Origin of the sequence: Pseudoalteromonas sp. HF66 (assembly GCF_011806445.1) — a bacterium.
GTDB classification, from domain to species: domain Bacteria; phylum Pseudomonadota; class Gammaproteobacteria; order Enterobacterales; family Alteromonadaceae; genus Pseudoalteromonas; species Pseudoalteromonas apostichopi.
Genome location: NZ_JAATOU010000025.1, coordinates 1 through 24671 on the forward strand (window position 1 = coordinate 1; position 24671 = coordinate 24671).

General features: G+C 38.4%; 19 protein-coding genes and 1 pseudogene. All 20 read right to left on the reverse strand.

All coding sequences use genetic code 11. The features are described 5' to 3' along the window. Window positions 1–90 precede the first annotated feature (90 nt). On the reverse strand, window positions 91–435 hold the full coding sequence (locus HCZ11_RS17670) for a four helix bundle protein (protein WP_167659084.1): 345 nt from the start codon (window positions 433–435) through the stop codon (window positions 91–93). A gap of 82 nt (window positions 436–517) precedes the next feature. After that, complete coding sequence (locus HCZ11_RS17675) at window positions 518–2656, reverse strand: YjbH domain-containing protein (RefSeq protein WP_167659085.1); 2139 nt, start codon at window positions 2654–2656, stop codon at window positions 518–520. Between the two features lie 267 nt (window positions 2657–2923). Further along, entirely contained in the window at window positions 2924–3832 is a 909-nt protein-coding gene (gene galU / locus HCZ11_RS17680) for a UTP--glucose-1-phosphate uridylyltransferase GalU (RefSeq protein ID WP_167659086.1), read from the reverse strand. 261 nt (window positions 3833–4093) lie between these two features. Continuing rightward, on the reverse strand, window positions 4094–5050 hold the full coding sequence (locus HCZ11_RS17685) for a DHHA1 domain-containing protein (RefSeq protein ID WP_167659087.1): 957 nt from the start codon (window positions 5048–5050) through the stop codon (window positions 4094–4096). A 114-nt stretch (window positions 5051–5164) separates the two neighbouring features. Then, window positions 5165–5764 carry an adenylyl-sulfate kinase gene (cysC, locus tag HCZ11_RS17690; RefSeq protein WP_167659088.1) on the reverse strand — a complete coding sequence of 200 codons (600 nt, stop codon included), beginning with the start codon at window positions 5762–5764 and terminating at the stop codon, window positions 5165–5167. Between the two features lie 59 nt (window positions 5765–5823). Then, window positions 5824–6201 carry a four helix bundle protein gene (locus HCZ11_RS17695; RefSeq protein WP_167659089.1) on the reverse strand — a complete coding sequence of 126 codons (378 nt, stop codon included), beginning with the start codon at window positions 6199–6201 and terminating at the stop codon, window positions 5824–5826. A gap of 164 nt (window positions 6202–6365) precedes the next feature. Further along, window positions 6366–8093, reverse strand: a complete 1728-nt coding sequence (locus HCZ11_RS17700) for an SLC13 family permease (RefSeq protein WP_167659090.1) — start codon at window positions 8091–8093, stop codon at window positions 6366–6368. 57 nt (window positions 8094–8150) lie between these two features. Then, the gene (locus tag HCZ11_RS17705) at window positions 8151–9449 is read right to left on the reverse strand and encodes an oligosaccharide flippase family protein (protein WP_217702839.1); all 1299 of its coding nucleotides are present in this window, start codon (window positions 9447–9449) and stop codon (window positions 8151–8153) included. Between the two features lie 35 nt (window positions 9450–9484). After that, entirely contained in the window at window positions 9485–10651 is a 1167-nt protein-coding gene (locus HCZ11_RS17710) for a nucleotide sugar dehydrogenase (protein WP_167659092.1), read from the reverse strand. Window positions 10652–10668: 17 nt separating this feature from the next. Next, window positions 10669–12060, reverse strand: a complete 1392-nt coding sequence (locus tag HCZ11_RS17715; protein WP_167659093.1) for an undecaprenyl-phosphate glucose phosphotransferase — start codon at window positions 12058–12060, stop codon at window positions 10669–10671. Window positions 12061–12239: 179 nt separating this feature from the next. Then, window positions 12240–13658, reverse strand: a complete 1419-nt coding sequence (locus HCZ11_RS17720; protein ID WP_167659094.1) for a phosphomannomutase — start codon at window positions 13656–13658, stop codon at window positions 12240–12242. Between the two features lie 102 nt (window positions 13659–13760). Next, complete coding sequence (locus HCZ11_RS17725; RefSeq protein ID WP_167659095.1) at window positions 13761–15167, reverse strand: mannose-1-phosphate guanylyltransferase/mannose-6-phosphate isomerase; 1407 nt, start codon at window positions 15165–15167, stop codon at window positions 13761–13763. Next, window positions 15164–16171: a glycosyltransferase family 2 protein gene (locus HCZ11_RS17730; RefSeq protein WP_167659096.1), complete on the reverse strand. Its 1008-nt coding sequence runs from the start codon at window positions 16169–16171 to the stop codon at window positions 15164–15166. The genes HCZ11_RS17725 and HCZ11_RS17730 overlap by 4 nt, the downstream gene beginning before the upstream one ends. Then, window positions 16168–17301 (reverse strand): glycosyltransferase, encoded by a 1134-nt coding sequence (locus HCZ11_RS17735; protein WP_167659097.1) that lies wholly within the window; start codon window positions 17299–17301, stop codon window positions 16168–16170. Before HCZ11_RS17735 ends, HCZ11_RS17730 begins: the two co-directional genes overlap by 4 nt. Continuing rightward, window positions 17279–18565 carry a hypothetical protein gene (locus HCZ11_RS17740; RefSeq protein ID WP_167659098.1) on the reverse strand — a complete coding sequence of 429 codons (1287 nt, stop codon included), beginning with the start codon at window positions 18563–18565 and terminating at the stop codon, window positions 17279–17281. The genes HCZ11_RS17735 and HCZ11_RS17740 overlap by 23 nt, the downstream gene beginning before the upstream one ends. After that, a complete protein-coding gene (locus HCZ11_RS17745) occupies window positions 18526–19284 on the reverse strand; it encodes a sulfotransferase (protein WP_167659099.1) in 759 nt (252 codons plus the stop codon). Before HCZ11_RS17745 ends, HCZ11_RS17740 begins: the two co-directional genes overlap by 40 nt. Further along, complete coding sequence (gene cysN / locus HCZ11_RS17750) at window positions 19284–20723, reverse strand: sulfate adenylyltransferase subunit CysN (RefSeq protein WP_167659100.1); 1440 nt, start codon at window positions 20721–20723, stop codon at window positions 19284–19286. The genes HCZ11_RS17745 and cysN overlap by 1 nt, the downstream gene beginning before the upstream one ends. Window positions 20724–20778: 55 nt before the next feature. Then, window positions 20779–21122 (reverse strand): annotated as a pseudogene (locus HCZ11_RS17755) (four helix bundle protein). A 74-nt stretch (window positions 21123–21196) separates the two neighbouring features. Beyond that, window positions 21197–22111, reverse strand: a complete 915-nt coding sequence (gene cysD / locus HCZ11_RS17760; protein ID WP_058583902.1) for a sulfate adenylyltransferase subunit CysD — start codon at window positions 22109–22111, stop codon at window positions 21197–21199. 308 nt (window positions 22112–22419) lie between these two features. Next, window positions 22420–24660, reverse strand: a complete 2241-nt coding sequence (locus tag HCZ11_RS17765; RefSeq protein ID WP_167659101.1) for a polysaccharide biosynthesis tyrosine autokinase — start codon at window positions 24658–24660, stop codon at window positions 22420–22422. Between the last annotated feature and the right edge of the window lie 11 nt (window positions 24661–24671).

The following is a 24671-nucleotide window of genomic DNA, read 5'->3' on the forward strand; positions in this document are numbered from 1 at the left end:
TGCGAGTTGCGAGTTGCGAGTTGCGAGTTGCGAGTTGCGAGTTGCGAGTTGCGAGTTGCGAGTTGCGAGTTGCGAGTATACAAGGGTAAATTAATTATTTTTATGTAAGTACATTAATTTACCTAGCATTTTACCAATTTCTTCACACTCATTTGTTATGAGTAAGTAGTTTTCCTTATGTAAGTAACCCAACTCAAAAGCAAGCATAACTTGTGTTTTGAGTTCACCGATGGAGCCTTTAGCTATAGAAAGGAAATGAGCTCTTTCTTTTTTAGAAAAGCGCTCATACCTTTCAGCGATGTTACTTGGAATTGAAACCGAGCAGCGACACATTTGATCTTTTAAACTAAAATCTTTGAGTAAATAAAAACTTCTATAAACTAAAAGACTTAATTGAAAAGATCTTTTCCATACATCTAATCTCTCGTAGTACATAGCCACTCCTTGGCATCAGTATCTGACTCGAATCTCGTATTTCGTATTTCGTTTCTCGAAACTCGCCCCTCGTTACTTCGATTTATTTATAGCTCTCATACGCTTCTTTCATTCGCGCTAGGTTGCTATAAATATAGCTCGAAGTTAAACGGCCACGTTTAAACATTGTATTGTCTAAAGATACTTGTGTAGATGGAGCGTAACCTTGGTTAAATACAAGAGTATTATACGTGCCTATTTGTGTTGATAAGCCAATACGCCATATATCGCGGCCTTTTAACTGGCCAAATGGTGTTACTTTCATATCTTTGCGAGGTGTAAGTGGGATACTCAAGCCAACCCCTGCTTTTTGAGCATCGGTATTTTCATAGAATACAGCTATGTAGCTATCACCAAACCAAAAGCGACTTTCAAGTTTTACACCACTGTCACCATAAAAATACTTACCAGCCGTAGCATGAAAAGTAATATCTTGCTCTACCCAGTTGTACTGGTATGTGAGTGTTTCGTACTCACGTGATGCGCGGTAATCTGCATAATCAAAATAAGCGATTTTAGCACTTACTTTATGGCGACCCTCAGGGCTTAACCAAGCCGTTTCGTTAATAATAGCTTTATAATCAAAGTAGTCTTTAAAAAAACCGATCTGCGTTTGGTTATAAAAGCCATACGGCAGTGCAAAGGTTTGGTGCAGCATTGCATTTACAATGCCTTCATCTAGGCTGTAATTATCAAATACACCGTTATCTTCAAAGTCGCTGCTTTCATCTAAAATAGTTTGGCCAGTAACTTTTATGCCACCACCTTGCCAAAGCGGCACGTCAAGCTCGGCACGCAAGCCTACAGAGTAGTCAAATACTCCAAACTCTGTTGCATAAGTATTAGATAAAGCTGGGCTTAAAGTTACGCGCGGTTTAAAGTAAGGGCTTGCCTCTGCTTTACCGGCCCATACTACACCTTCAGGAATACTCGCTTTGCCCTGCTGTACATTTAAATCAGGGCTTACACCTTTTTCGATAAATAAGCGGTAGTTATCAACCTTGCCCTGAATCGCAATTAAAGGAATATCTGTTTTAGAAAGTTGTACGTTAAAGTGCGTACTTTCGTTAGTTACACTTTCGGCAATGCGACCAAGCACCACACCAATAGCATCAATGTCGTTGCGGTTAAATACCGAGTTTTCAAAGTTAACGAACACAGTATTCAGGTTATAACCCACCACTACATTTTCAAAGCCATCGTTTATTAACGCTTTTTTTAATTTAATTACTTGGCTATTTAAACTTGTGTTGGCTAGTTTTTGCGTATTGGCAGCTGGGGCTTGTTTTACACTTGCTACCGTAAGGGCCTTTGCTTGTTCAGCTAATTCTGGCGCCATGGCTGTTTGAATAAAACCGATACCATGATCATCAATTTTAGCAATTGGCTTTGTAGCAACCGGTGCTAAATAAGGGGCTGCTTCAACTTTTTTATAATTTTGTTTATCTTCACTCGAAAGCGGCATACTAAAGTCAACGCCCCAATAAGTGTCCTCTTTAGAGTAATCTGTATCACTATAAAAACGGCTGGTAAAGGTTAGCTCGCCAATATCATACAGCCACTTTTTAGGAATAGTCACCTTAGCGCCCGCATTAAATGCCTCTGCATCATGCTCTGCTTGCAAACTAAACCAATCAAAAACTTGATACTCTATACCACCAAATACACCATCCATCTCGCCATGAGGGCGTTTACTTTTTGCAATACCTGCAGAAAATCTAAAGTTCCATAATTCTTTTGATGCCACAGCATAATATGTCTCATATTGATTAACGTCTCCCCCAACATCTTTAGTACCAACAGCTAAATTGAACCAATCTTCTGGGATATAAGGAATTTGATACTTAGCATTAAAAGATAAGTCTCTTAACTGCCATGATGTGTCTGGATCAAAAAATTTATCATGCATAGTCTCTGAAGCTATCAAACCGCTCACTTCTAAACCTTCGAATAATCCAACACTTACAATAATGTTGTGGCCATCTATATACTCTGCGCCTCTCAAATCGAGCTGATTATTATAACCAAAGCCTACTTCACCTTTTTCTTGGACTTCAGCGTTAGGAGTATTAATAAGGCCAGTATAACCAACGAAAGATTGATGAGAATTAATTTGATCTGCAAAAACAAATGGTGAACTTAGAGCTATTGCACTACCTAAAATGACATTAAGCTTAGACATAAACTATTCCGAGTTAAAATTATAAAAATCCTTAAATTAGATTAAATATAACATTAGATGTGAAAAACGAGAAGTTTACGAGTTACGAGTTACGAGTTACGAGTTACGAGTTACGAGTTACGAGTTACGAGTTACGAGTTACGAGTTACGAGTTGAACAAGATTTTATTTGGGGTGGGATAAAGCAAGTGGTTAAAAGCTAAAAATTAACTTCTAACCACTAAACTTCTGAAATTTAATATCTATCGTCTGATATCTAATATCTTTTTTAAACCGCTTTTAAATGACGCGCTGCTGGCGCTACCATTTGCGTTACAAAATCAGTGAATTCTTCACCTAAGTTTTCATCACGCATGCTGTATTCAACAATCGCTTTTAAGTAGCCAAGCTTATCGCCACAATCGTGAGCTCGGCCACTCATGTGGAATGCTTCAACGATTTCGTGCTTCATTAGCTCATCGATAGCATCAGTAAGCTGAATTTCGCCGCCTGCACCCGCTGGTGTTTTAGCAAGTAATGGCCAAATCGCTTTTGATAGAACATAACGGCCCACAACTGCAAGGTTAGATGGTGCTTCTTCAGCTTTTGGTTTTTCGACCATAGTTTTAATCGGCGCACTTTCGCCCGCTTTAATTTTAACGCCACCGATGTCAGCAATACCATATTTATGTACACTTTCTTGTGGTACTGGCTCTAGCATGATTTGGCTTGCTTTAACTTCATTAAAACGCTTAATCATAGCTGCAATGTTTTCGGTTTTTTGATCTGCTGTGTAGCTATCTAAAATTACATCTGGCAGTACAACAACAAAGTCGTCATCGCCAACAATTGGTTTTGCACACATAACAGCATGGCCTAATCCTTTAGCCTCGCCTTGGCGTACGTGCATAATGGTTACATCTGGTGGGCAAATTGAGCGCACTTCTTCAAGCAAGGTACGTTTTACGCGTTTTTCGAGGGTTGCTTCAAGCTCAAAGCTGGTATCGAAGTGGTTTTCAATGGCATTTTTAGAGCTATGAGTAACCAATACGACTTCTTTAATACCGGCAGCAACACATTCGTTTACTATGTATTGAATAAGTGGTTTATCAACCAGCGGCAGCATTTCTTTAGGAATTGCCTTTGTCATCGGTAACATGCGTGTACCAAGGCCTGCAACAGGAATGACAGCTTTCATAATGTTTAGTCCCTTAATTGTAGTGATAAGAATAAATAATTACAAAGTATGAGTTATTTACTCATTTTGCGCAATAGTAGAAAAAGATTTATAAACACGTTAGCAGTAATAATATTGACGGAGGATGAACAGGAAACGATAGGTTCTAGGAGCTAGGAGCTAGGAGCTAGGAGCTAGGAGCTAGGAGCTAGGAGCTAGGAGCTAGGAGCTAGGAGCTAGGAGCTAAAAGATGCTAGTGGCTGGGGTGCCACTAGCAAGGAGTTAGTTATAAAAATTAACTAGAGTAGTAATAAACTGTTCAACTTGTTGTTGGTCTAGCTCGTTTATACCTGCTGCAGCTGCGCGGCCGCCGCCGGTGGCAAATTGACTGCATACGTCAACAGCGCCTTGTTTATTGTTGAGTGGCGCTCTTACACTTACGGTATAACTTCCTTTATTATTATAGGTAAGTACTGCATGGGCTTTATTAGGTGCTTGGTTTGCAAGGTCGTTACCTAATACACCACTTACACGGCGCGCCCATGGGGCGTCATCAAGTAAAATAACCTTTGCTGTATCGCAATTATGTAAAACTTTAGCATCGGCTGCTTTTTGCATATCGGCTTTGTAAGCTTTTTCTAACACGTAATAAACCGACTCACTGTCGTTAATGGCATCAAGGGGTGACTTATATTTTAGTAGCTCGTTAAATAAGTCTGCTGGGGCAAAGTGTAAATCGGCTACCTCACTGCCATAGCCGTTATAATTAATATACGTGCCAAATGCTTTAAGTTGTGACTTTTCGAGCTCTGTTAAGCCTAGTTTATCGGCTTCGCTATCGGCTTTTGCAAATAAATTATCGCCATAAGCAGCTGTGATTGCCCATAAGTGATATTGCTTATCGATAAGGTTGCTCACTATTAAGCTAGTACACATGTTTGCATCTAAATCGATATGGGCAAATAAGTTAGCGTGGTTTGGAATATCACCCGCTTTATGATGGTCTACATACATAACACGTGCACCCACACAAAGGGCGTCGTGCAACTCTGCCATGTTTTTTTCCATGGAAATATCGAGTACACGTATATTATCACCAGCTTGTGGAGTAATTTTTTTCAATAGCTGAATATCACGTTTAACACCGGTTACTTTCACGCTTTCAACAGGGTTAGCGAGCTGCAATTGTAAAAGTGCAATGATGCCATCTGCATCACCGTTAAAAATATCGTAGTTCATAAAATATCAAAGAATAATAGAAGTCAGAGGTTAGAAGTCAGATTACAGATGTTAGATCTCAGACGTTAGAGGTCAGAAGACAGATATCAGATTTTAGACGTCAGGTTTCTAGCTCTAGATTTCTATAATCCCTGCTTCGCGTAAATAACCAATAATTTGTTCAACGCTTTGCTTAATAGTTTGCTCAGTTGTTTTTACATGAATTTCTGGTTGCTCTGGTACATCGAACGCCGAGCTAATACCTGTAAAATTAGGGATCTCACCGGCACGGGCTTTTTTATATAAACCTTTAGGGTCGCGGCTTTCGCAAACCTCTAATGGCGTATCGATAAACACCTCTACAAATTCCCCCTGGTTCATGATGCTACGAGCGCGAGCACGGTCTTCTTTAAACGGTGAAATAAACGCGGTTGATACAATTAAACCAGCATCAACAAACAATTTAGCTACTTCGCTAATACGGCGAATATTTTCAATACGGTCTTCATCGCTAAAAGTAAGGCCCTTGTTTAAGCCCATGCGTACATTGTCGCCATCAAGCAGATAAGTATGGCAACCTAATTCGAATAGTTTAGCCTCAACCGCATTCGCAATAGTCGACTTACCAGAGCCACTTAGTCCCGTATACCAAAGTAATACCGGCTTATGCCCTTTGTGTTGTTCTTTTTCAGCACGCGAAACAGTTTGATCGTGCCATACAATGTTCTCGGTCATGGTACCTCTTGGGGTTTCTAGGTTCTAGGTTCTAGGTTCTAGGTTCTAGGTTCTAGGTTCTAGGTTCTAGGTTCTTCAAAATGATAATCTATGGCTGACTCTTTAACGCAGCCTTTTCTTAATTTTATTAACGCTGCAATCATAGCTGCAACTTCTTTTGCTTCTGATATTAATTGCAAGCCAACATGCTTATCGATAAATTTTATCTCAATACCAATATATAATTGAGTTACGAGTTCTCCTGCAGAGCCCAAGAAACGAGCTTCATCATTCTCTGTTTCTCTTTCGAGGCCTTCAGCGATATTAGAAGGAATTGATAATGCCGCACGTGTTATTTGATCTTTAAAACCGTAATCTTTGCAAACAAACATTACTTTATATATGTCACATGCTAATCGTGATGACTTCTTCCATACATCCATTTGTTCAAACTTCATAATTAGTCCCTTCGCCATTAAGTGAAATCCATTCACCACTAAACCTTATCGCAAAATAGACCCAGAGCCTAGAGCCTAAAGACATATTTCTAGCTAACGCCTAGCACCTAGCTCCTAGCAACCTAGCGCCTATTACCTAACCACTAGCCCCTAGCGCCTTATACCTAAAACGGAAAAAACACGGGTATCAGGGTCAGTACCACTAGGCTGTAGGTTATAGAAATCGGTAGGCCGAACTTTATGAAATCGGTTAGTTTGTAATTGCCGGCATTGTAAACTATTAGATTGGTTTGGTAGCCGTAAGGGCTAATAAAACTGCCACTCGCGGCAAAAGCGACTGCAAGAACAAATGGCATGTAACTTACGCCTAAGCCTTGAGCTATGCTAAATGCAATGGGGAATGTAAGCGCTGCGGCTGCATTATTAGTAATTAGCTCTGTAAATAATAGAGTAAGTAAAAACACACCAATAAAGGCTATATAAACGCTTTGCCCGGCAAGTAAGCCCTCAACTTGCTCTGCTATTAGTTTAGATACACCTGAATTATCTAAGGCTGTAGCTAATGTTAAAGCACTCATTACAATAAGCCAAAGCTCTAGTGGAAAACGTCGCTTAATTTCATTTAGCGATAAACAACGGCAACTCACCAGCACGGCTAAATAAAAAATAAAGCTTTTTAATAAGCTAATATCAAAAATTAACGAGCTAGCAATGGTTGCCACAAAGCCCCAAGTAACAATACGCTCTTTTAAGCCTTTAAGCATGTTATCGGCTTTAACACCGCTAAGAATAAAAAAGTTTTTCGTTAAGTTAGTACGTTTAGCAAAGTCAGGGCCAACAGCAAGAATCAAAAAGTCACCGCTTTGTATGGTGATATCACCTAGTTTGCCCGAGAGCTTTTCGCCTTCGCGACGCACTGCTACTACAGCGGAATCGAACCTTGCTCGAAAGCCTGCCGTTTTTAAAGTTTTACCCACCACTGCAGCACCCGGTTTAATAACGACTTCGGTTAAGTTATCGCGTAGTAAACCATCTTGCTCTGCAAATAAACTTAGGCCTTCAAATTGCTGTAGCACCAGTACTTTAGTGACATCGCCCGAAAAAATAAGTTTATCGCCTTCACGGATCATCTGCGTTGGCGCTACGGGCGAAATTAAGCGGTTATCGCGTACTATTTCAACCAAAAATAATGACTCTAAGTTACGTAAGCCATTTTGCTCTACGGTTTTACCTATCAGTGGTGAGTCGGTATTCACCTTAGCTTCAACAAAATAATCGCTAGAGGTTTCATTTTTGCATACTTTACCTTTTAAACGGTTAATCGTGAGTGCCATCACTAGTACACAGGCTATCACGGCAGCTAAGCCAATAGGTAAAAAGTCAAAAAATTTAAACCCCTCTGCACCACGTTCAATCAGCATAGAGTTAACAATTAAGTTAGTTGAGGTACCAATTAAAGTGAGGGTGCCACCTAAAATAGCGGCATAAGAAAGGGGCAGTAAAAGTTTGGTAGGGGCAATAAGCTTATTATTTTTTACTGGGCTAATTAAAGTAGCAACCACAGCAGTATTGTTTAAAAAACCAGAAGCCACAACTGTTGCGAATAAGGTTCTTACATAAGACTTAACCACAGAGCCATTAAATAAAACATTAGCTAGTTTGCGTAAAAAGCTGGTGCGCTCAAAAGCAAATGCACATACCACTAATAGCAACAAGGTAACTAAACCTGGGTTCACTGCATTATTCAAAAGCTGTTCGGTAGAAACCAAGTTTGTAGCAAAGCAGGCTAAACAAGCGGCAGCAAATACACGCTCAGGGAATTTTTGAAATTTTATTAAGCATACAATGGTTGTAAAAAATATAACCACTATCAACCATTGCTGTAAAATCATTCAAACATCCTTATTCGTAGCTCGTAGCTCGTAGCTCGTAGCTCGTAGCTCGCCAAATCATATCTTCTGCCAAAACATTAAGGTATTGAAGCCTAATCGTTTTTTAACAAAATAAACGGCGAGTAAGTTTTGTAAACTAACAAAAAACGCAGTGGCAGACGCTGCACCAACAGCACCAAACAACTTAGTGAAAACAGGCACACTGATTAAAACACCAAAACCACTGATGAGTGTGACTAAACGCATATCGCGCTCATGGCCGCTCATCATTAATAAATAACCAACAGACCCTGTTACTACATTAACCGCTTGCCCTAAAACTAAAATCTGTAAAATTAGCGCTCCTTGCCTAAATTCTTCACCAAAAAGGCCCATTAAAAATTCAGGAAACAGCAACATAAAGAGCACTATGGGTAACGCACTTAATACTAATAACCGCACAGAGAACAAAGCAGTTTTACGAATGCCAACATCATCACCCTTAGCATGAAAGGCCGAAAATTTGGGTGCAACAACCAAATTTACCGCCATTAAAATAAACGAGGTTAAAAGTGCAATACGTTGTGCAACACTAAAAAAAGCGACCTGTTCTGCCACTAAAAATACACCTATGATGATCGGTGCACTCCACTGTACTGCTTGGCTCATTATTATAATGACCCAATTAGGCCTTGCACTATGCCAAAGCTTTTTAGGGTCTGGCTTTTCGCCATTATTATTTAAGTTTTTAATATTTAGCCAGTAAAAAAAGCTAGAGGTTACCCCTAACGATAAGCTCAAATAAAGCGCTGCTGTACTTGCTGAGTCAGCCGAAAACACAACTACTGCCGCGCCACATAACATTAAATGGGCAATGTTTTGACAAGGGATACTAGCAATAAGTTTATGGCGAGCCTGTAAGCTCATTGCCACTAAGAATACGATACTCAAACCAACTATCGCGGGTGCTATAAACTGCAAGCTTGTTGCAAGCCCTGGTTTATTAAATATATTTTCTGCAGCCCAAGGTGCAACATAATACGTAGAGAGAGTAAATAAGCTTGCTACTGGCAGAACATATTTAAGTGCAAAGTTTAATATTGCTTTAACTGTATAACCACACTCTGCATTTGCTGACGTAAAACGCAACACAGTATTGTCAAAGCCGAGCCTAGACACCGCCGAAAGTAACATAGCCACAGCAAGAGCGAGAAAAAAGTACCCTGACTGCTCAGCACCAAGTCCTCTAGCTATTATCAAATTAAAGATAAAAGCCATAAAAGCCCCCAAAACTCTTATAGCTAAGGCTAGAACAGAATTTATAATTGTATGACGTTGCTCTTTATCATCAAACAGTGCTTCAATTTTTGATTTCATTTGGTTAAGACTACTCAGAGGTTGCACAATTAAGATTAATCATTACCGAACAAATCTCGGCTATATACTTTAGCAACAACATCACTCAACTCTTCTGCCATACGGTTAGATACGATTACATCAGAGATACTTTTAAGCTCATCAAGATCTTTAATCACACGTGAGTTAAAGAACGCATCCCCTTCAAAGGTTGGCTCGTAAACTACCACTTCAATGCCTTTTGCCTTGATGCGCTTCATAATACCTTGAATAGCCGATGCTCTAAAGTTGTCAGAGCCTGACTTCATGACTAACCGATAAATCCCCACTACTTTTGGGTTGCGTGCCAAGATAGAGCTCGCAATAAAATCTTTACGAGTCGTATTAGCATCAACAATTGCGCGAATCATATTGTTTGGCACATCTTGATAATTAGCTAATAATTGTTTGGTATCTTTTGGTAAACAGTAACCACCATAACCAAACGATGGATTGTTATAGTGTTTACCTATACGCGGGTCTAGGCCAACACCTTGAATAATTTGTTTAGTATCCAACCCATGACTTTCAGCATAGCTATCTAGTTCATTGAAATAGGCCACGCGCATTGCAAGGTAAGTATTAGAGAATAGTTTTATTGCTTCAGCTTCGGTAGAATCAGTAAACAGAATATCGATATTTTCTTTAACGGCCCCATCAGCTAGTAAATAAGCGAATGTTTCAGCACGCTCACTTTGTTCACCAATGATAATGCGTGATGGGTGTAAATTATCGTAAAGCGCCTTTCCTTCTCGTAAAAACTCAGGTGAGAAAATAATATTGTCAGTGCCAAACTTCTCGATAACAGATTTTGTATAACCAACAGGCACTGTTGATTTGATAACCATGGTTGCGGTTGGGTTGATCTCTAAAACATCTGAAATTACAGACTCTACAGAGCGCGTATTAAAGTAATTTGTTTCAGGCTCATAATCCGTAGGAGTCGCAATAATTACAAAATCAGCCCCACTAAGCGCTAGGTGCTTATCAATGGTTGCAGTAAAATTTAATTGCTCATTTTGTAAAAACTTACTTATTTCAGCATCTACTATCGGAGACTTTTTTTCACATAGAAGCGCAACTTTCTCTTTATCAATATCTAATGCTATAACTTTGTTTTTTTGTGCTAATAACATCGCATTCGACAGGCCTACATAGCCTGTTCCAACTACAGCAATTTTCATCTTTCTTTCCTTAATGTTTAATACGCATTTTTATTAATAAAGCCCTTAAAAATAGTTAAAAACACTATTTTAAGGTCAAATAACAATGACCAATTACGAATGTACTCTAGGTCAAACTCTATGCGTTTTTCCATTTTATCTAATGTATCTGTTTCGCCGCGCCAGCCGTTAATTTGTGCCCAGCCAGTAATACCGGGTTTAACCTTATGGCGTAGCATGTAACCGTCAACAAGCTTACGATACTCTTCGTTATGAGCAACAGCATGAGGCCTTGGCCCAACAATCGACATTTGCCCTTGTAATACATTTATAAATTGCGGTAGCTCATCTAAGCTCGTTTTACGAATAAACTGACCTATTGGTGTAAAACGTGAATCGTTTTTAGTGGCTTGGGTTACCTTAGCTCCGTCTTCCATTACGTTCATCGAGCGGAACTTCCATACCTTAATCGGCTTACCATCAATACCATAACGGTTTTGTTTAAAGAATACTGGTCCTTTAGAGGTAAACTTAACCGCAAGGGCTAAGCCAAGTAAAACAGGGGATATCATTATTAAAATAAGTGTAGAGAGTACAATATCTTCAATACGCTTGATGATGGCGTTACTACCATCTAGCGGTGAGTCATAAATACTGATTGTAGGTATACCCATAATGGTATCACTGCGAGAGTGTAATAACTGATAAGTAAATACATCGGGTACGATGTAAACACTTGCAGTGCTATCAGCTAGTTCTTTAACCAGCCATTTACGGCGCTCATAAGCTTGTGGCGGTAATACAATATAAACCCGGTCTATCCCCCCTTCTTTACAATCAGCAACTAGCTGCTCTAAGTTTCCGATAGTTTGAGCTGCAACTAATTTTTGCTTTGGTGCCGTATCATCATAATAGCCACCAAAGACTAAGCCAAAACTTGAGTTAGCAATAATATTATTTGCTAATTGTTGACCTAAAGTTCCCGCCCCTGCGATGACAACCGAGCGTGTATTTATCCCCTGAGAACGCAATGCTCTTAATATAAAACGCAATACAACACGGTATACACACAGCGAAACCAATACTGATACAAACCAATAAAACTGCAAACCTTCAGGGTTTAAGTATTGCGGGGCTAAAAAGTTAACACTTAAAAATAGGATAGCTGCACTAACAAACCAGTGCGAAATAGTCTTTTTAAGCTCTTTATAAATAGAAAGACCACGCCAAGAAATGTAAAGTTTATCGAGCTCACTAGTGAAATGAAACAAGAATACTGCAAGTAAGGATGCTGTTGTGTGCTGAAGTAACCAGGGGACTTCTTGTAAAGCGACAGCTACCCATAAACAACCAACAATAATAGTAATATCGAGGATCCGCTGCACGAATGCTATTACTGTTGAATTACTTTGCAAAATACCTTTATGCATTTATGTTTACTTCTCATTTTTATTATTACTAGGGGAAGGTTACCATAATTACATTACTGCTTGTTCATTATGGTAGCCTTCAAAGTATAATCTAACCGTTGGTTATTGCCATTTTTACAACGTTTATTTTTACTAAACAAAAGGGATAGCAGCAAGTATCTTGCTGCTTGTTCGAATAACTATGATGCTTGTACTAAAACCAATGCTTTATTTACAAGCTTTATCGCTTTTTCGCTTGATTTAGCCTCAGCATAGCACCTTAATTCTGGCGCATTGCCAGATGGTCTTAAATGTACTATATCACCAGATGCAAGCGAAATACGTAAACCATCAGTTAAGTCTAATTCATAACTTTCATCATAGCCTAGTTCTAACAAAAAGCTTTGCGGATTTTGCTGTAACGCAGCAATAATTTGTAAACTTTTCTCTCTTGCAAAGTCCTTAATGCGGTCACTAGCAGTAAATCGTTGTGGTAGCTTGGCTAGTAGCTCAGAAACATGCTTAGGTTGCGCTAACAAAATCAATGCAGGAAGTAGTGCATCTCTTGTAGGTAGAGCCTTTAGTAACTTACCATTGAATGTTATATCTGAACCTAGTAAGTAACCACCATTCGCTTCAAAGCCTGCTATTGATGTGTATTGTTCAGCTAACTCTGCAAATTCAGCAATAACATATGGCGAGCCAATTTTAGTACGTTTAACTTGCTTAAAGTTTAATGATTTTTCAATTGCTGTATTACAACTTACTGGGGTTGCAAGTGCTTCGATATTTAATAACTGACTACAAAGCAATCCTAAAATATCACCGCGTAACCAATCACCATCTTCATCTGCAATTAAGGGGCGATCACCATCACCGTCTGTTGAAAAAATAGCATCAAAACTGTATTCATTGGACCAATCAAGTGCTCTTTGCTTATCTTCTTCCGATACAGCTTCGGTATCGATTGGTACAAATTCATCACTTCTACCAAGGCTGATGACTTCTGCACCTAATTGCTCAAATAGCACTTTATAAATATCACGCCCAGCACTTGAATGCTCATAAATACCGATTTTCTTACCTTTAAGGTTATCAGCATTAAAAAGCGAGGTGTAACGCTCTGTGTAGAATTCACAAGCAGTCTTATCTAATAGCAATTCACTTAGATGTTCTGGTAACGCTGTGAATATGGCTTTGCTTGTTAAGATAGCCTTTTCATCGGCTTTTGTGATCTCACCATCAGGGCGATAAAATTTTAAACCATTGCGATCGAATGGAATATGGCTGCCAGTAACCATGATGCAAGGCATATTATCTTGCATTGCTTTGTAAGCAAGTGCAGGCGTTGGTATTACTCCATAAAACACTACATTTAACTTGTATTGCTTTAAAGCCTCTGCACATGCCTGCGCAATTGCATAACTACTTGGGCGATTGTCTATAGCAATTGCAACTGTATTAAATGAAAATTCATTTTCTATTGCTGATATAAAGGCTAAAGCAAATGCTGCATTTACATCTGGGGTAAAATCTTTTACAAGACCTCGCGCACCACTCGTACCGAACTCTATACCACTCTTTGCAATGATTTCAGAGCAAACTAACTGGCTATCCATAAAAAACCTATTTATTTAACTATTCTAAAAGCATACAACTAGCACAATACGAGTTGCGCTAGCTGCGCTCTGATATCTAACTTCTAACATCTATCTCTTCGTTTATTTCACTCGACCATAACGGTCTTCAAAACGTACGATATCATCTTCACCTAAGTACGAACCCGATTGCACTTCGATTAACTCTAAGTCAACTTTACCCGGGTTTTCTAACGCATGAACCGCTGTAATTGGAATATACACAGACTCATTCTCTGTTACATATTGATCTGTCTCATCAATTTGTACTTTTGCTGTACCCGATACCACAATCCAATGCTCTGCGCGGTGGTGGTGCATTTGTACCGATAGTTTTGCACCTGGCTTTACGGTTATACGTTTTACTTGGAAGCGCTCACCGTTATCAACTGAGTCATATTTACCCCATGGGCGATACACTTCACGATGGAACGTAACTTCAGAACGTTCTTCCGCTTTTAACTGGTTTACAATCGCTTTAACTTCTTGTGATTTATCTTTATGGGCAACTAAAATAGCGTCTTTCGTGTTTACAATCACCAAGTCTTCAACACCGACTGTTGCAACGAGTTTATCTTCACCAAATACAAGTGTATTTTTTGTATCTACCGCTTTTACATCACCTTTAAAGGCATTGCCATTTTCATCTTGTGACGACACTTCCCAAAGGGCAGCAAAACCACCTACGTCGCTCCAACCTGCGTCCATAGGCACAACAACAGCATCTTTTGTGTGTTCCATTACAGCATAGTCAATCGACTCATCAGGGCAGGCTTCAAAAGCGGCTTTATCTACGCGAATAAAATCCATATCACTGTTTTGTACTGCAATGGCTTTTTCACAAGCTGCATAGATATCTGGGCGAAATGCTTTTAATTCTTCTAAATAGCGGCTTGCTTTAAACAAAAACATACCGCTATTCCAGTAGTAATCACCGCTTTCAATATACTGCTTGGCTGTATCTAAGTTCGGCTTTTCAACAAAACTGTTAACAACATAGCCATGCTCTACAGCTTCACCACGTTTAATATAGCCATAACCTGTTTCAGGGCTGTTACCTACAATGCCAAATGTAACTAGTTTATCTTGGTTTGCTAATTCAGCTGCTTTATTTACACTTGCCTGAAAAGCAACTGAGTCTTCAATTACATGGTCTGCAGCAAGCACAAGTAATAATGGGTCTTGCTCATTTTCAATGGCTTTAAAAGCAGCCAAAGCAATAGCCGGGGCGGTATTACGTCCTACTGGCTCTAAAAAAATACCGCCATGCTCGGCACCTAATTGGCGCACTTGCTCTGCTGCAATAAAACGATGCTCCTCATTACAAATTAGCATTGCAGGTGAATGCAATAACCCCGTTAAGCGGTTTAGCGTGTCTTGAAGCATGGTTTGCTCGCCGTTAAGCGATAAAAATTGTTTTGGATAATTGCCACGTGAAAGTGGCCATAAGCGTGTCCCTGAACCACCCGCCATGATTACTGGTAAAATCATCGTGTTTCTCTCCATTTAATATTTTTTCCTCGGAATGAGGAAAGCCCACCAATCAACATTCCATAAGCATGACCAATATGTTGAACAATAAACAAAGTACCTAATTTGAAAAATGAAAATTTACTAAATGCATTTCGATTTTGTATTTCTTTATAAGCACCACTGAATAGATAAAGTAAATATACACATATCAAACCGAATGCTGAAACAGGAGAAATTAAACATAGAAAAATGAGTGATAAATAAAAGGAAAATGGAATCAAAGATCTTAAAGTTGGAAATATACCATGTTTCATAAATATAAAAGGCTTAACAGATGCATATTGTTTCATCATGTTAAATAGCTTGGAAACTTTATCTCTAGCAAAGTAAGTAACTTTGGGACCGTTAATTTGCACGACTTTTAGACCAGATTTAACAATTCTTATATTGTGTTCTAAATCTTGCCCTCTAACAAATGTTTCATCAAAATCACCAACTTCCTTAAAAAGGCTACTTCTCCAAGCTCCAAATAATACGGTATCAACTTCGATAGGCTCATTTGAAGTAATATTTCTATGAGAAGAGCCGACTCCATATTTGGAGCCAAGGGCAATAGCAATCAACTGAGGAATCTCATCACTACTCGCAGTAACAGTTTCTACTTTTGAACCAACGTTCCCCACATCTGTATTGTTTTTTAAATAATTTACCAGACTAATAAAATAACCATTTTCATATAAGGCATGAGCATCGCATCTTATTATATATTCTCCAGCAGCTTCACGTACCAGCTGATTCAAAGCATATACTTGAAATTTCTTTTTATTATCAAAAACCTTCACTCTACTATCTTGTAAAATATACTTATTAATTATCTTTTTAGTTGAGTCAGTACTACCTCCATCAGAAAGTAAAAATTCAACTTTCATATCACCAAAATCTTGTTGAATAATACTATCCAAGCACTTAGCTATAAATTTCTCTTCATTAAATACGGGTATAATAATACTTAAATCAATCACTTTGAATACTCTTCAGTTAGAATAAGCGCGGCATTTTCCCAAGAATAATGGTTAATGAAAAACAACTTGCCACGTTCGGTAGTTTCATGGAGCCTCAGACTAGAAACAGATAATGCCTCTATCAAAGTTTGTGTTAATGAGTCATTAGTTAATTCAGCAATAAGAAGAGCATTTTTCCCGTTATCTGTAGGCTCCAACAGCCCAGGTAGCTTAGTAATAATTGGTACACTTCCTAAAGATACAGCCAGAGCCAAAGCTCCACTTCCATCTATTTCCTTATAAGGAAATACTGAAAACTTAGTAAACCTTACAAAGCTTTCAAGCTCCTCATCCTTTAAATAGCCAAACTTAGTATCAAGCAGTCCTAATGCTTCCAATTCACTGCTTAAATTTAAATCAGCTTCAGATAAATACTGTCGCCCTACCATTAAAGCTTTAAACTTAAATCCTTTTTCATACAATTCACTAAGAGCTTCTAAATAAAATGAAACCCCTTTATACCCTTTTAAATTTCCAAACATGATAAAATCATATACTTTCACAGGAGTATCAACCTCCTCCTGATTTATGTTATTTATTGATGACAAAGGGCCATGTGGGGCGATAAAAAACTTATCTTGGATTGCAATACCATTATTTATTAACTTGATAGCTGTTTCATGGTTATGAACTTGTATCCTGTCAAAGACTAAGTGAGACTTCTCCCAATACAAACTTTGTAATGGGCTTGTGCTCTCGCCATGAAATGCTGTTGAATTGTGTGCAGTAAATATAACTTTAGAAGAACTAAAGAGCTTAATTGCTTTAATAAAAATACTATCCACAAAAGGAATAGCCAACCACTGAAAATGTACAGCATCCGGTCTTTTTCTAATTACATAAAAGAGGAAAAATAACATGTTCATGCAATGTTCGAAGGCTTTTAAATACTTATTTTTCAAACCTAATTTAGATGTGAAATTATAAAAATAAGGAATAAATTTAAAACTAAAGTTATTACTCTCATTTTCTCTTAACATTCTACCAAATAAAGTAACATCGAGTGACTCGACCTTTGAAAGCTCTTCAACTAACTTCTTATCATATGGAAGCGAAAAAAGAGAGGGATCAACGACAAATATTTTCTTCATACTCGAAACCTAAGTAATCTTTCACTGCAAGCCAGATAATGAAAAATGAAACCCAAACTTTTGAGGTTACAAGCCCACCAATAGCCAATGAAAAAATAAAAAACAAACCAAGAAAAATATAAACTTTTGAGTTATAAAGGGATAAAAATTTGTATTTTATTAAAAGTAATCCCCCCCCACCCAAAGCACCAAAATAAATGAAAATCTGAAAAAAGTAATTGGTGACATAATTAGCTATTGAAGAATTATCCATATCCAACAATCTTGATTTAAAACCAAAACTAACAAAAAGATCATAAACATACTTAAAAAGCGTACCATCAGAGCTAACGCCAACACCAAAAATTGGGTAATCTCTCAGAACATCTACACAAACCATTATGGGTGCAATCAGCCTCGCAACCGCACTAAAATCAGAGCCAGCCATTATGTTGTCGAATCGACTGGATATTATATCAAATATAAAAGCGTAGAAAACCGCACCACATATAGTTAGGAAGATCAAACCGACCACTGAGGAAAATGCATTTTTTTTATAGACAAAACACCAAATAAACCCCTGAGCCAGCGGCAAAACGATCAGTACGGGACTTCTTATAAGCAAAATAAATACAAAAAACAGTGCAAAAGATAAAAGTAGTTTCTTATTGAAACTGTAAGTTTTCTTATTAATAATGAAAAAGCTAAGAGTTGATAGTAAAAATGCAAGGTGTGCAGGCTCTCTATTTAATGCCATTGGCCTCACTAAGCCGTATTCTCTTACATCTCGTTCAAAGCTTGTGTAAAGGCTTTTTTCGTAAATTAAGTTTCTTAGTAGTTCTAAAACTTCTCTTCCTCCGAGAAAAATTTCAAAAAAGACAAGGAAAACTAGAAAATAAAAAAGTCGAAATATCCATCGCTCTATATGTTCAGAGTTATTATTTCTAGCTGTGATGTCAACTAAGATTAAGAAAAGTGAAATAGAGCCAACTAACTGAAACCCGCCCAATAGAACAGAAGTAGGTTCGTTATAAAAACCTGGCGAAAGTAAAGAAGAAACTAAAACAGCACATAAAAAAAATGTAAAATACCAGATAGTTCGAATATTAATCTTGTAGAATAAAATTAAAATACAAACAAGTAAATATGGTATTGGCATTGGAATAACCCCACCAAATAAAGACGGATTAATCCAAACACTAAATATTATGCACAAAAATATTACAAAAGATAATATATTAAATTTTATTGTTTTGTGCATTTGAATGACTTCACTGTTTCCCATAAACTAATCAACTCTACCCCATAAATAGAATAGAATTCATCCTTAGAGATGAAATCAGAATAGTCTGTAACTGTACCTTTAGCTTTTAAGTTATTACTTTTCCAGTGCTCTTCTGGATTTATAATATCACTAGCTTCAAACTTATGCGTCCCCAACTCCACATCACTTCCTAGTAAAGCTAACCAATCAAATTCGTCACACAAAGTATCTTCATAGCAAATGACTTTTAAGCGTTCTGATTCATTTATTATTATTCTAGTATCAGCTATCCACCTATTAACACAATCTCTAATACTCCGTCTACCACTCCAAGCTTTTGGGTGTTCATTAGAAGCAAAATACATAGATCTACAAACATAATAAGGCTCTCTTACGATAGCGAATACCCTACAATCAGGAAAGTCTCTATAAATATGACTTAAGTAATGTAAGTGCCTAGGAGTTTTTTCGATTACATTTTTATATTGAACTTCTAATTCATGAAACCATGGATTTATTTTGCTACTATTCAAACTTACACTTGAGCTTTTGGAGTAGTTTTTCAGTGTATTATAAGCAGCCTGATTTTTTCTCCAATATTTTTTGGTTAAAAAATTTTTAGAATTTCTAAGTGAATAATAATGAGTTTCGGGGCCAGTATATGCCCCTATTACTTTTGCTATTTCAGACTGAATCAGTGTTGTTCCTGAGCGAGGAGTACCAACTAAAAAAATTATCACTACTTATATCCTACTCTTGTAATATTCCATTCTGGATAGTGTTCAGCTATATATTTGTTCAATGCGATTTCAGCGTCTGTATAAATACGAGGTTCAGTGTTTAAGGTTTGAGTTTCGGCGGTTGTATTTGTGATCATACCCGCACCAACCGTTACATTGGTTAAGCGGTCAATGATGATGAATGAACCGGTACCAACAACCTGCCTGTATTGATCAACCACCACTGGGGCTGATGTTTCGATAGTACAATTGGCAATTTCGTTTAATTGTAATTCGCTAGCATCAATTTGCTCTAGGGTATTTACATCAATACGGTGGTTAATATTGCTGATTTTACCAAAGGTGTTTTTAGTACCAATTTTTAGCTCGTACTCTTTACCAGGCTGCATTGCGGCATCGGCCATCCATACAAGCGTTGCAGCAAAGCTTGAGCTCGTTGTCGGCTGTTGTTTTTGATCATTGCTTGATTTAACAATCACATCACCGCGCGAAATATCAATTTCGTCTTTTAAAGTAAGTGTGATTGCTTGACCGGCAAAGGCGCTTGGTAAATCGCCATCAGCAGTAACTATTCGCTCTACCGATGATGTTTTACCCGATGGGAATGCTGTAATTTGGTCGCCTACATTAATAATGCCGCTGGCAATCGTGCCGCAAAAGCCGCGGAAATCTAAATTAGGGCGATTAACATACTGTACCGGCAGGCGGAAGGTATCTAGGTTTTTATCGTCACTAATGGTTACTGTATCAAGTAATTGCATTAATGTAGCACCTGGGTACCAATCTAGGTTGTTACCTTTATCAACAACGTTATCGCCTTTAAGCGCCGAGATTGGTACAAAGCGTACATCAGGAATATCTAATTGCTCAGCAAAGGCTTTGTAATCCGCTTTAATTTGGCGGTAAACATCTTGGCTGTAATCAACTAAGTCCATTTTATTAATGGCGACAATAACGTGCTTAAGGCCAAGTAGTGATGCAATATAGCTGTGGCGCTTAGTTTGGGTTTGTACGCCTTTACGGGCATCAATCATCACAATGGCAAGATCACAGTTAGATGCACCGGTTGCCATATTACGTGTGTATTGCTCGTGCCCTGGGCAGTCAGCAATAATAAACTTACGCTTTTCTGTTGCAAAATAACGGTAAGCTACATCAATGGTAATACCTTGCTCACGCTCTGACTGAAGGCCATCTACCAGTAACGCTAAATCGAACTCTTCGTCTGTGGTATTGAATTTTTTTGAGTCGTTTTTGATTGCCGCCATATGATCTTCAAAAATTAATTTTGAGTCATGTAATAAACGGCCAATTAATGTTGATTTACCATCATCAACATTACCACAAGTTAAAAAGCGCAGTAGATCTTTGTTTTCGTGTTGTTTTAAGTAACCTTCGATATCTGTTTCAAGAAGGTTTGGAGTAATTTGTTCAGTCATTTTCCATCCTTACTTAAGCTATAAGCTATAAGCTATAAGCTATAAGCTATAAGTATTATTTTGTTTCAATCGAGTTCTTTAGGCAATAAATCATTGCGTGTAACTCTTTTGTTTCGGCAACCCATAAAGACCCAATATCGTTAGTTATATAACCAATTTCTATTCCGATATAACTTTGAGTCCGGGCTTCTGAAAGCGATGAGCGAGCAATATCTAAAAATCGACGTTTTTCTTTATTACTATCTCTACTCATCCCTTCCGCGATGTTACTAGGTACTGATAAGCCGCTCTAGTCAGCTGATCTCGAAAGCCGTAATCCCGCAATTCAGTTGTTCCTTTTTAAATATTCGAAGACAACCTTGCCGAACGCTTCCAAACTTCTAAATTTTCAAAATTCATAACAATTCCTTGTTGTATCTATTTAGTAAAGTCTTTAATCCACTTAAGACTTACAGCTTAGAGCTTACGGCTTTTTAAAAGTAACCTTCCATTTTCTTTTTCTCCATTGAGCCTGATGAATCGTGATCGATTACACGGCCTTGGCGCTCCGATGTTTTGGTTAGTAACATTTCTTGAATGATTTCTGGTAGCGTTGTGGCGTTAGATTCAACCGCACCTGTTAACGGGTAACAGCCTAGGGTTCTAAAGCGTACCATTTTCTTCATTGGCACTTCGCCTTCTTCAAGTGGCATACGTTCGTCATCAACCATAATTAATGTACCGTCACGCTCAACTACCGGGCGCTCTGCCGCTAAGTAAAGTGGTACAATATCGATATTTTCTAGGTAGATGTATTGCCAAATATCTAGCTCAGTCCAGTTACTTAGTGGGAATACACGAATACTCTCGCCTTTGTTTACTTTGCCGTTAAAGGTATTCCATAACTCAGGGCGCTGGTTTTTAGGATCCCAACGGTGGTTTTTATCGCGGAATGAATATACACGCTCTTTAGCGCGTGATTTTTCTTCATCGCGACGTGCACCACCAAATGCTGCATCAAACTGGTACTTATCTAATGCTTGTTTTAGCCCCTGAGTTTTCATGATGTCGGTATGTTTTGCACTACCATGGGTAAATGGGCCTACGCCTGCATCTACACCTTCTTGGTTAATATGCACCAATAAGTCAAAACCTAGCTTTTCAGCCATTTTGTCGCGAAACTCGATCATTTCTTTAAATTTCCATGTTGTATCAACATGCATTAAAGGGAACGGTGGTTTAGCTGGGTAAAACGCTTTCATTGTTAAGTGCAGCATTACCGCAGAGTCTTTGCCGACAGAGTAAAGCATTACTGGGTTATCGAATTCGGCAGCAACTTCACGAATAATGTGGATAGATTCAGCTTCGAGTTGCTTTAGGTGAGTCATGCGGGCTTGGGAGATTTCCATTTTTACTCCATGAAAGTATGCTAGGTTTCGAAAGAAAGAAGCCGTAGGAGAAGTCAGAAGTTAGATATCAGAGGTTAGACGTGAGGTATCAAGTGAAAGATATCAGAGGTTAGATATCAGAGGTTTGATATCAGGTTTCAGATATCAGTTTTAAGATATCAGATGTCTGTTTTCGGATATTGGTGCTTTGATTTCAGAATTTGGGCTTCAATCACCGAGATTATTTAAAATTTTTAATTCAATTCTAGGTTCTTCAACACGCTTTTCGTGGTGACAATTAAGTCAAGTAGAACCTAGAACGTCTTTAATTACTTATCAGATTTATATTCATAGTTGTAATAACCGTAGTAACCGTATGCATTACTTGCTTTACGTACTACACCATTAAATACAACACCTTTTACGTCTATGCCGTTTTGCTCAAAGCGGTTACGAGTAAGTTCAATTTCACGTAAATGGTTTTGGCCAAAGCGCGTTACTAATAATGTACTGCCTGCATGAGCGCTTACAATTGCAGGGTCTGTAACCGCTAAAATAGGTGGTGTATCAACAATGATAATATCGTACTTGCCACTTACCTCTTCAACTATTTTGCTAAAGTTACTATGCATTAATAGCTCAGATGGGTTTGGTGGTATTTGACCACGGGTGATTACATCTAACCCTTCAACTTGTGACTTTTTAGTCACTTGCTCAAGGTTTAAACGGCCCGATAATAAATCGCTTAAACCATCGTCCCACTTCATACCGAACTGAGTTTGTAAGTAACCTTTACGCATATCAGCATCGATAATCAGTACTTTTTTACCACTTTGTGCGAGTACTGCTGCCAGGTTTACTGAGATAAACGACTTGCCCACACCCGGGCTTGGGCCAGATATAGCAATAATGTTGTTTTTAGCCTCCATCATCGCAAAGTGTAGGCTTGTGCGTAAACTGCGTAGTGCCTCTACCGATAAATCAGCTGGGTTATCTACTGCCAGAATAGTCTTAGCTTTATTACGGCCTTTTTTAGCCTTGCTAAAGCCTGTAAGTTTATCTTGAAAGTCTGAATATGGTACTGATGCATAAACAGGTAAGCCAATGCTCTCGATCTCTGTTGGGTCTTCTACACCGCGATGCATTGCTTTTTGAATTAACACAATGGCAACTGCTAAAAAGCCACCAAGTAAAGTTGCAACAACAGCAATGAGTGCTTTTTTAGGTTTAACAGGCTCTGTGGTATCTACCGCTGCAGCATCGACCACACGCACATTACCAACAGTTCCAGCGCGAACAATATCAAGCTCTTGGGTCTTACTTAGTAAAAGCATGTAAATTTCGTTGCCTACTTCTACGTCGCGGGTTAAACGTAATAGTTCTTGCTGTGTTTCTGGTAGGTTACCTACTTTAGACGTTAGCTGTTCTTTTTCATCTTCGACTGCTTTTATTTGCTGTAAAACACCTTGGTAGGCTGGGTGCTCTCGCTTAAACTTACGACTCAACTCTAAGCGCTTAAGCTCTAGCTCTTGCAAGGTTGTATCTAACTCGACAATTTGCTCAAGCACACCTTGTGTTTCTAGGCTAATATTTACCGAGTTACGCTGTTTTTGGTAGTCGTTGAAACGTTGCTCAGACTGTTCAAGCTGCCTTTTAACTTCAGGTAATTGCACCTCTAAAAAATCTAATGACTTTTTAGCTTCTGCACTATTACGCTCTACATTACGGCGTACATAAATATCAGCTACTTTATCAAGCACTTTTGCTGCATGTGCTGCGCTTTTATGCTCATACCCCATCGCTATAATGCCAGAGTCTTTACCTTTTTCACTGGCACTAATCTCTTCTTGCAACTCGACAATAGTGCGATATCTGTTGTTCTTAACTAATGTAAAAACTGTTCCAGAGCGCGCATTCAAATCACGAACTGTTAATTCGTAATAACCTGCTATTTGCTCTTTGCCTACAACACCTTTTAAGACAGATTCACCGTCGGGGTTAAAAAGCTCATAACTTTTATTTTCGCCAATTACTAATTCAAACTCTTCGCCTTCAAACGCTTTAGGCACATTAAACCTAAATACATTGATACTTTCGCCGCCCCAGGCGTAGCTACTCAGCCCCAATAAAGGCTCAGCTATATCTCCTTCTGAATCAGCAACAAAGCTGCGGTAAACTTTACCACCAATAATTGGGAATAATTTAGGCTCTGCAATAATATTTAGCTTTAAAGTATCAACCGCCTCACCAATCACAGAGCGTGACTTTAACAGCTCGATTTCGGTTACTGCTTCACTGCTACTTTCGAACATTCCTGCCATATCATCAAGACCAGGTACCGACGGGCTGCTCTCTTCAACTTGTACAAGTGCTGTTGCTTTATATATTGGTGTGCTTAATACCGCAACGGCTACACCAATAATGGCAAATACAGCGGTAACTAAAACGATAAACCATTTACGGTCTAGTAAAGTACCAAGTAATGCGAGTAGATCTATTTCTTGCGATTGCGATTCTTGACTTCTATTTTGATTTTTACTTGCTGCTAATGCAGTGGGCTGAGCATTCATCTACTACCCTT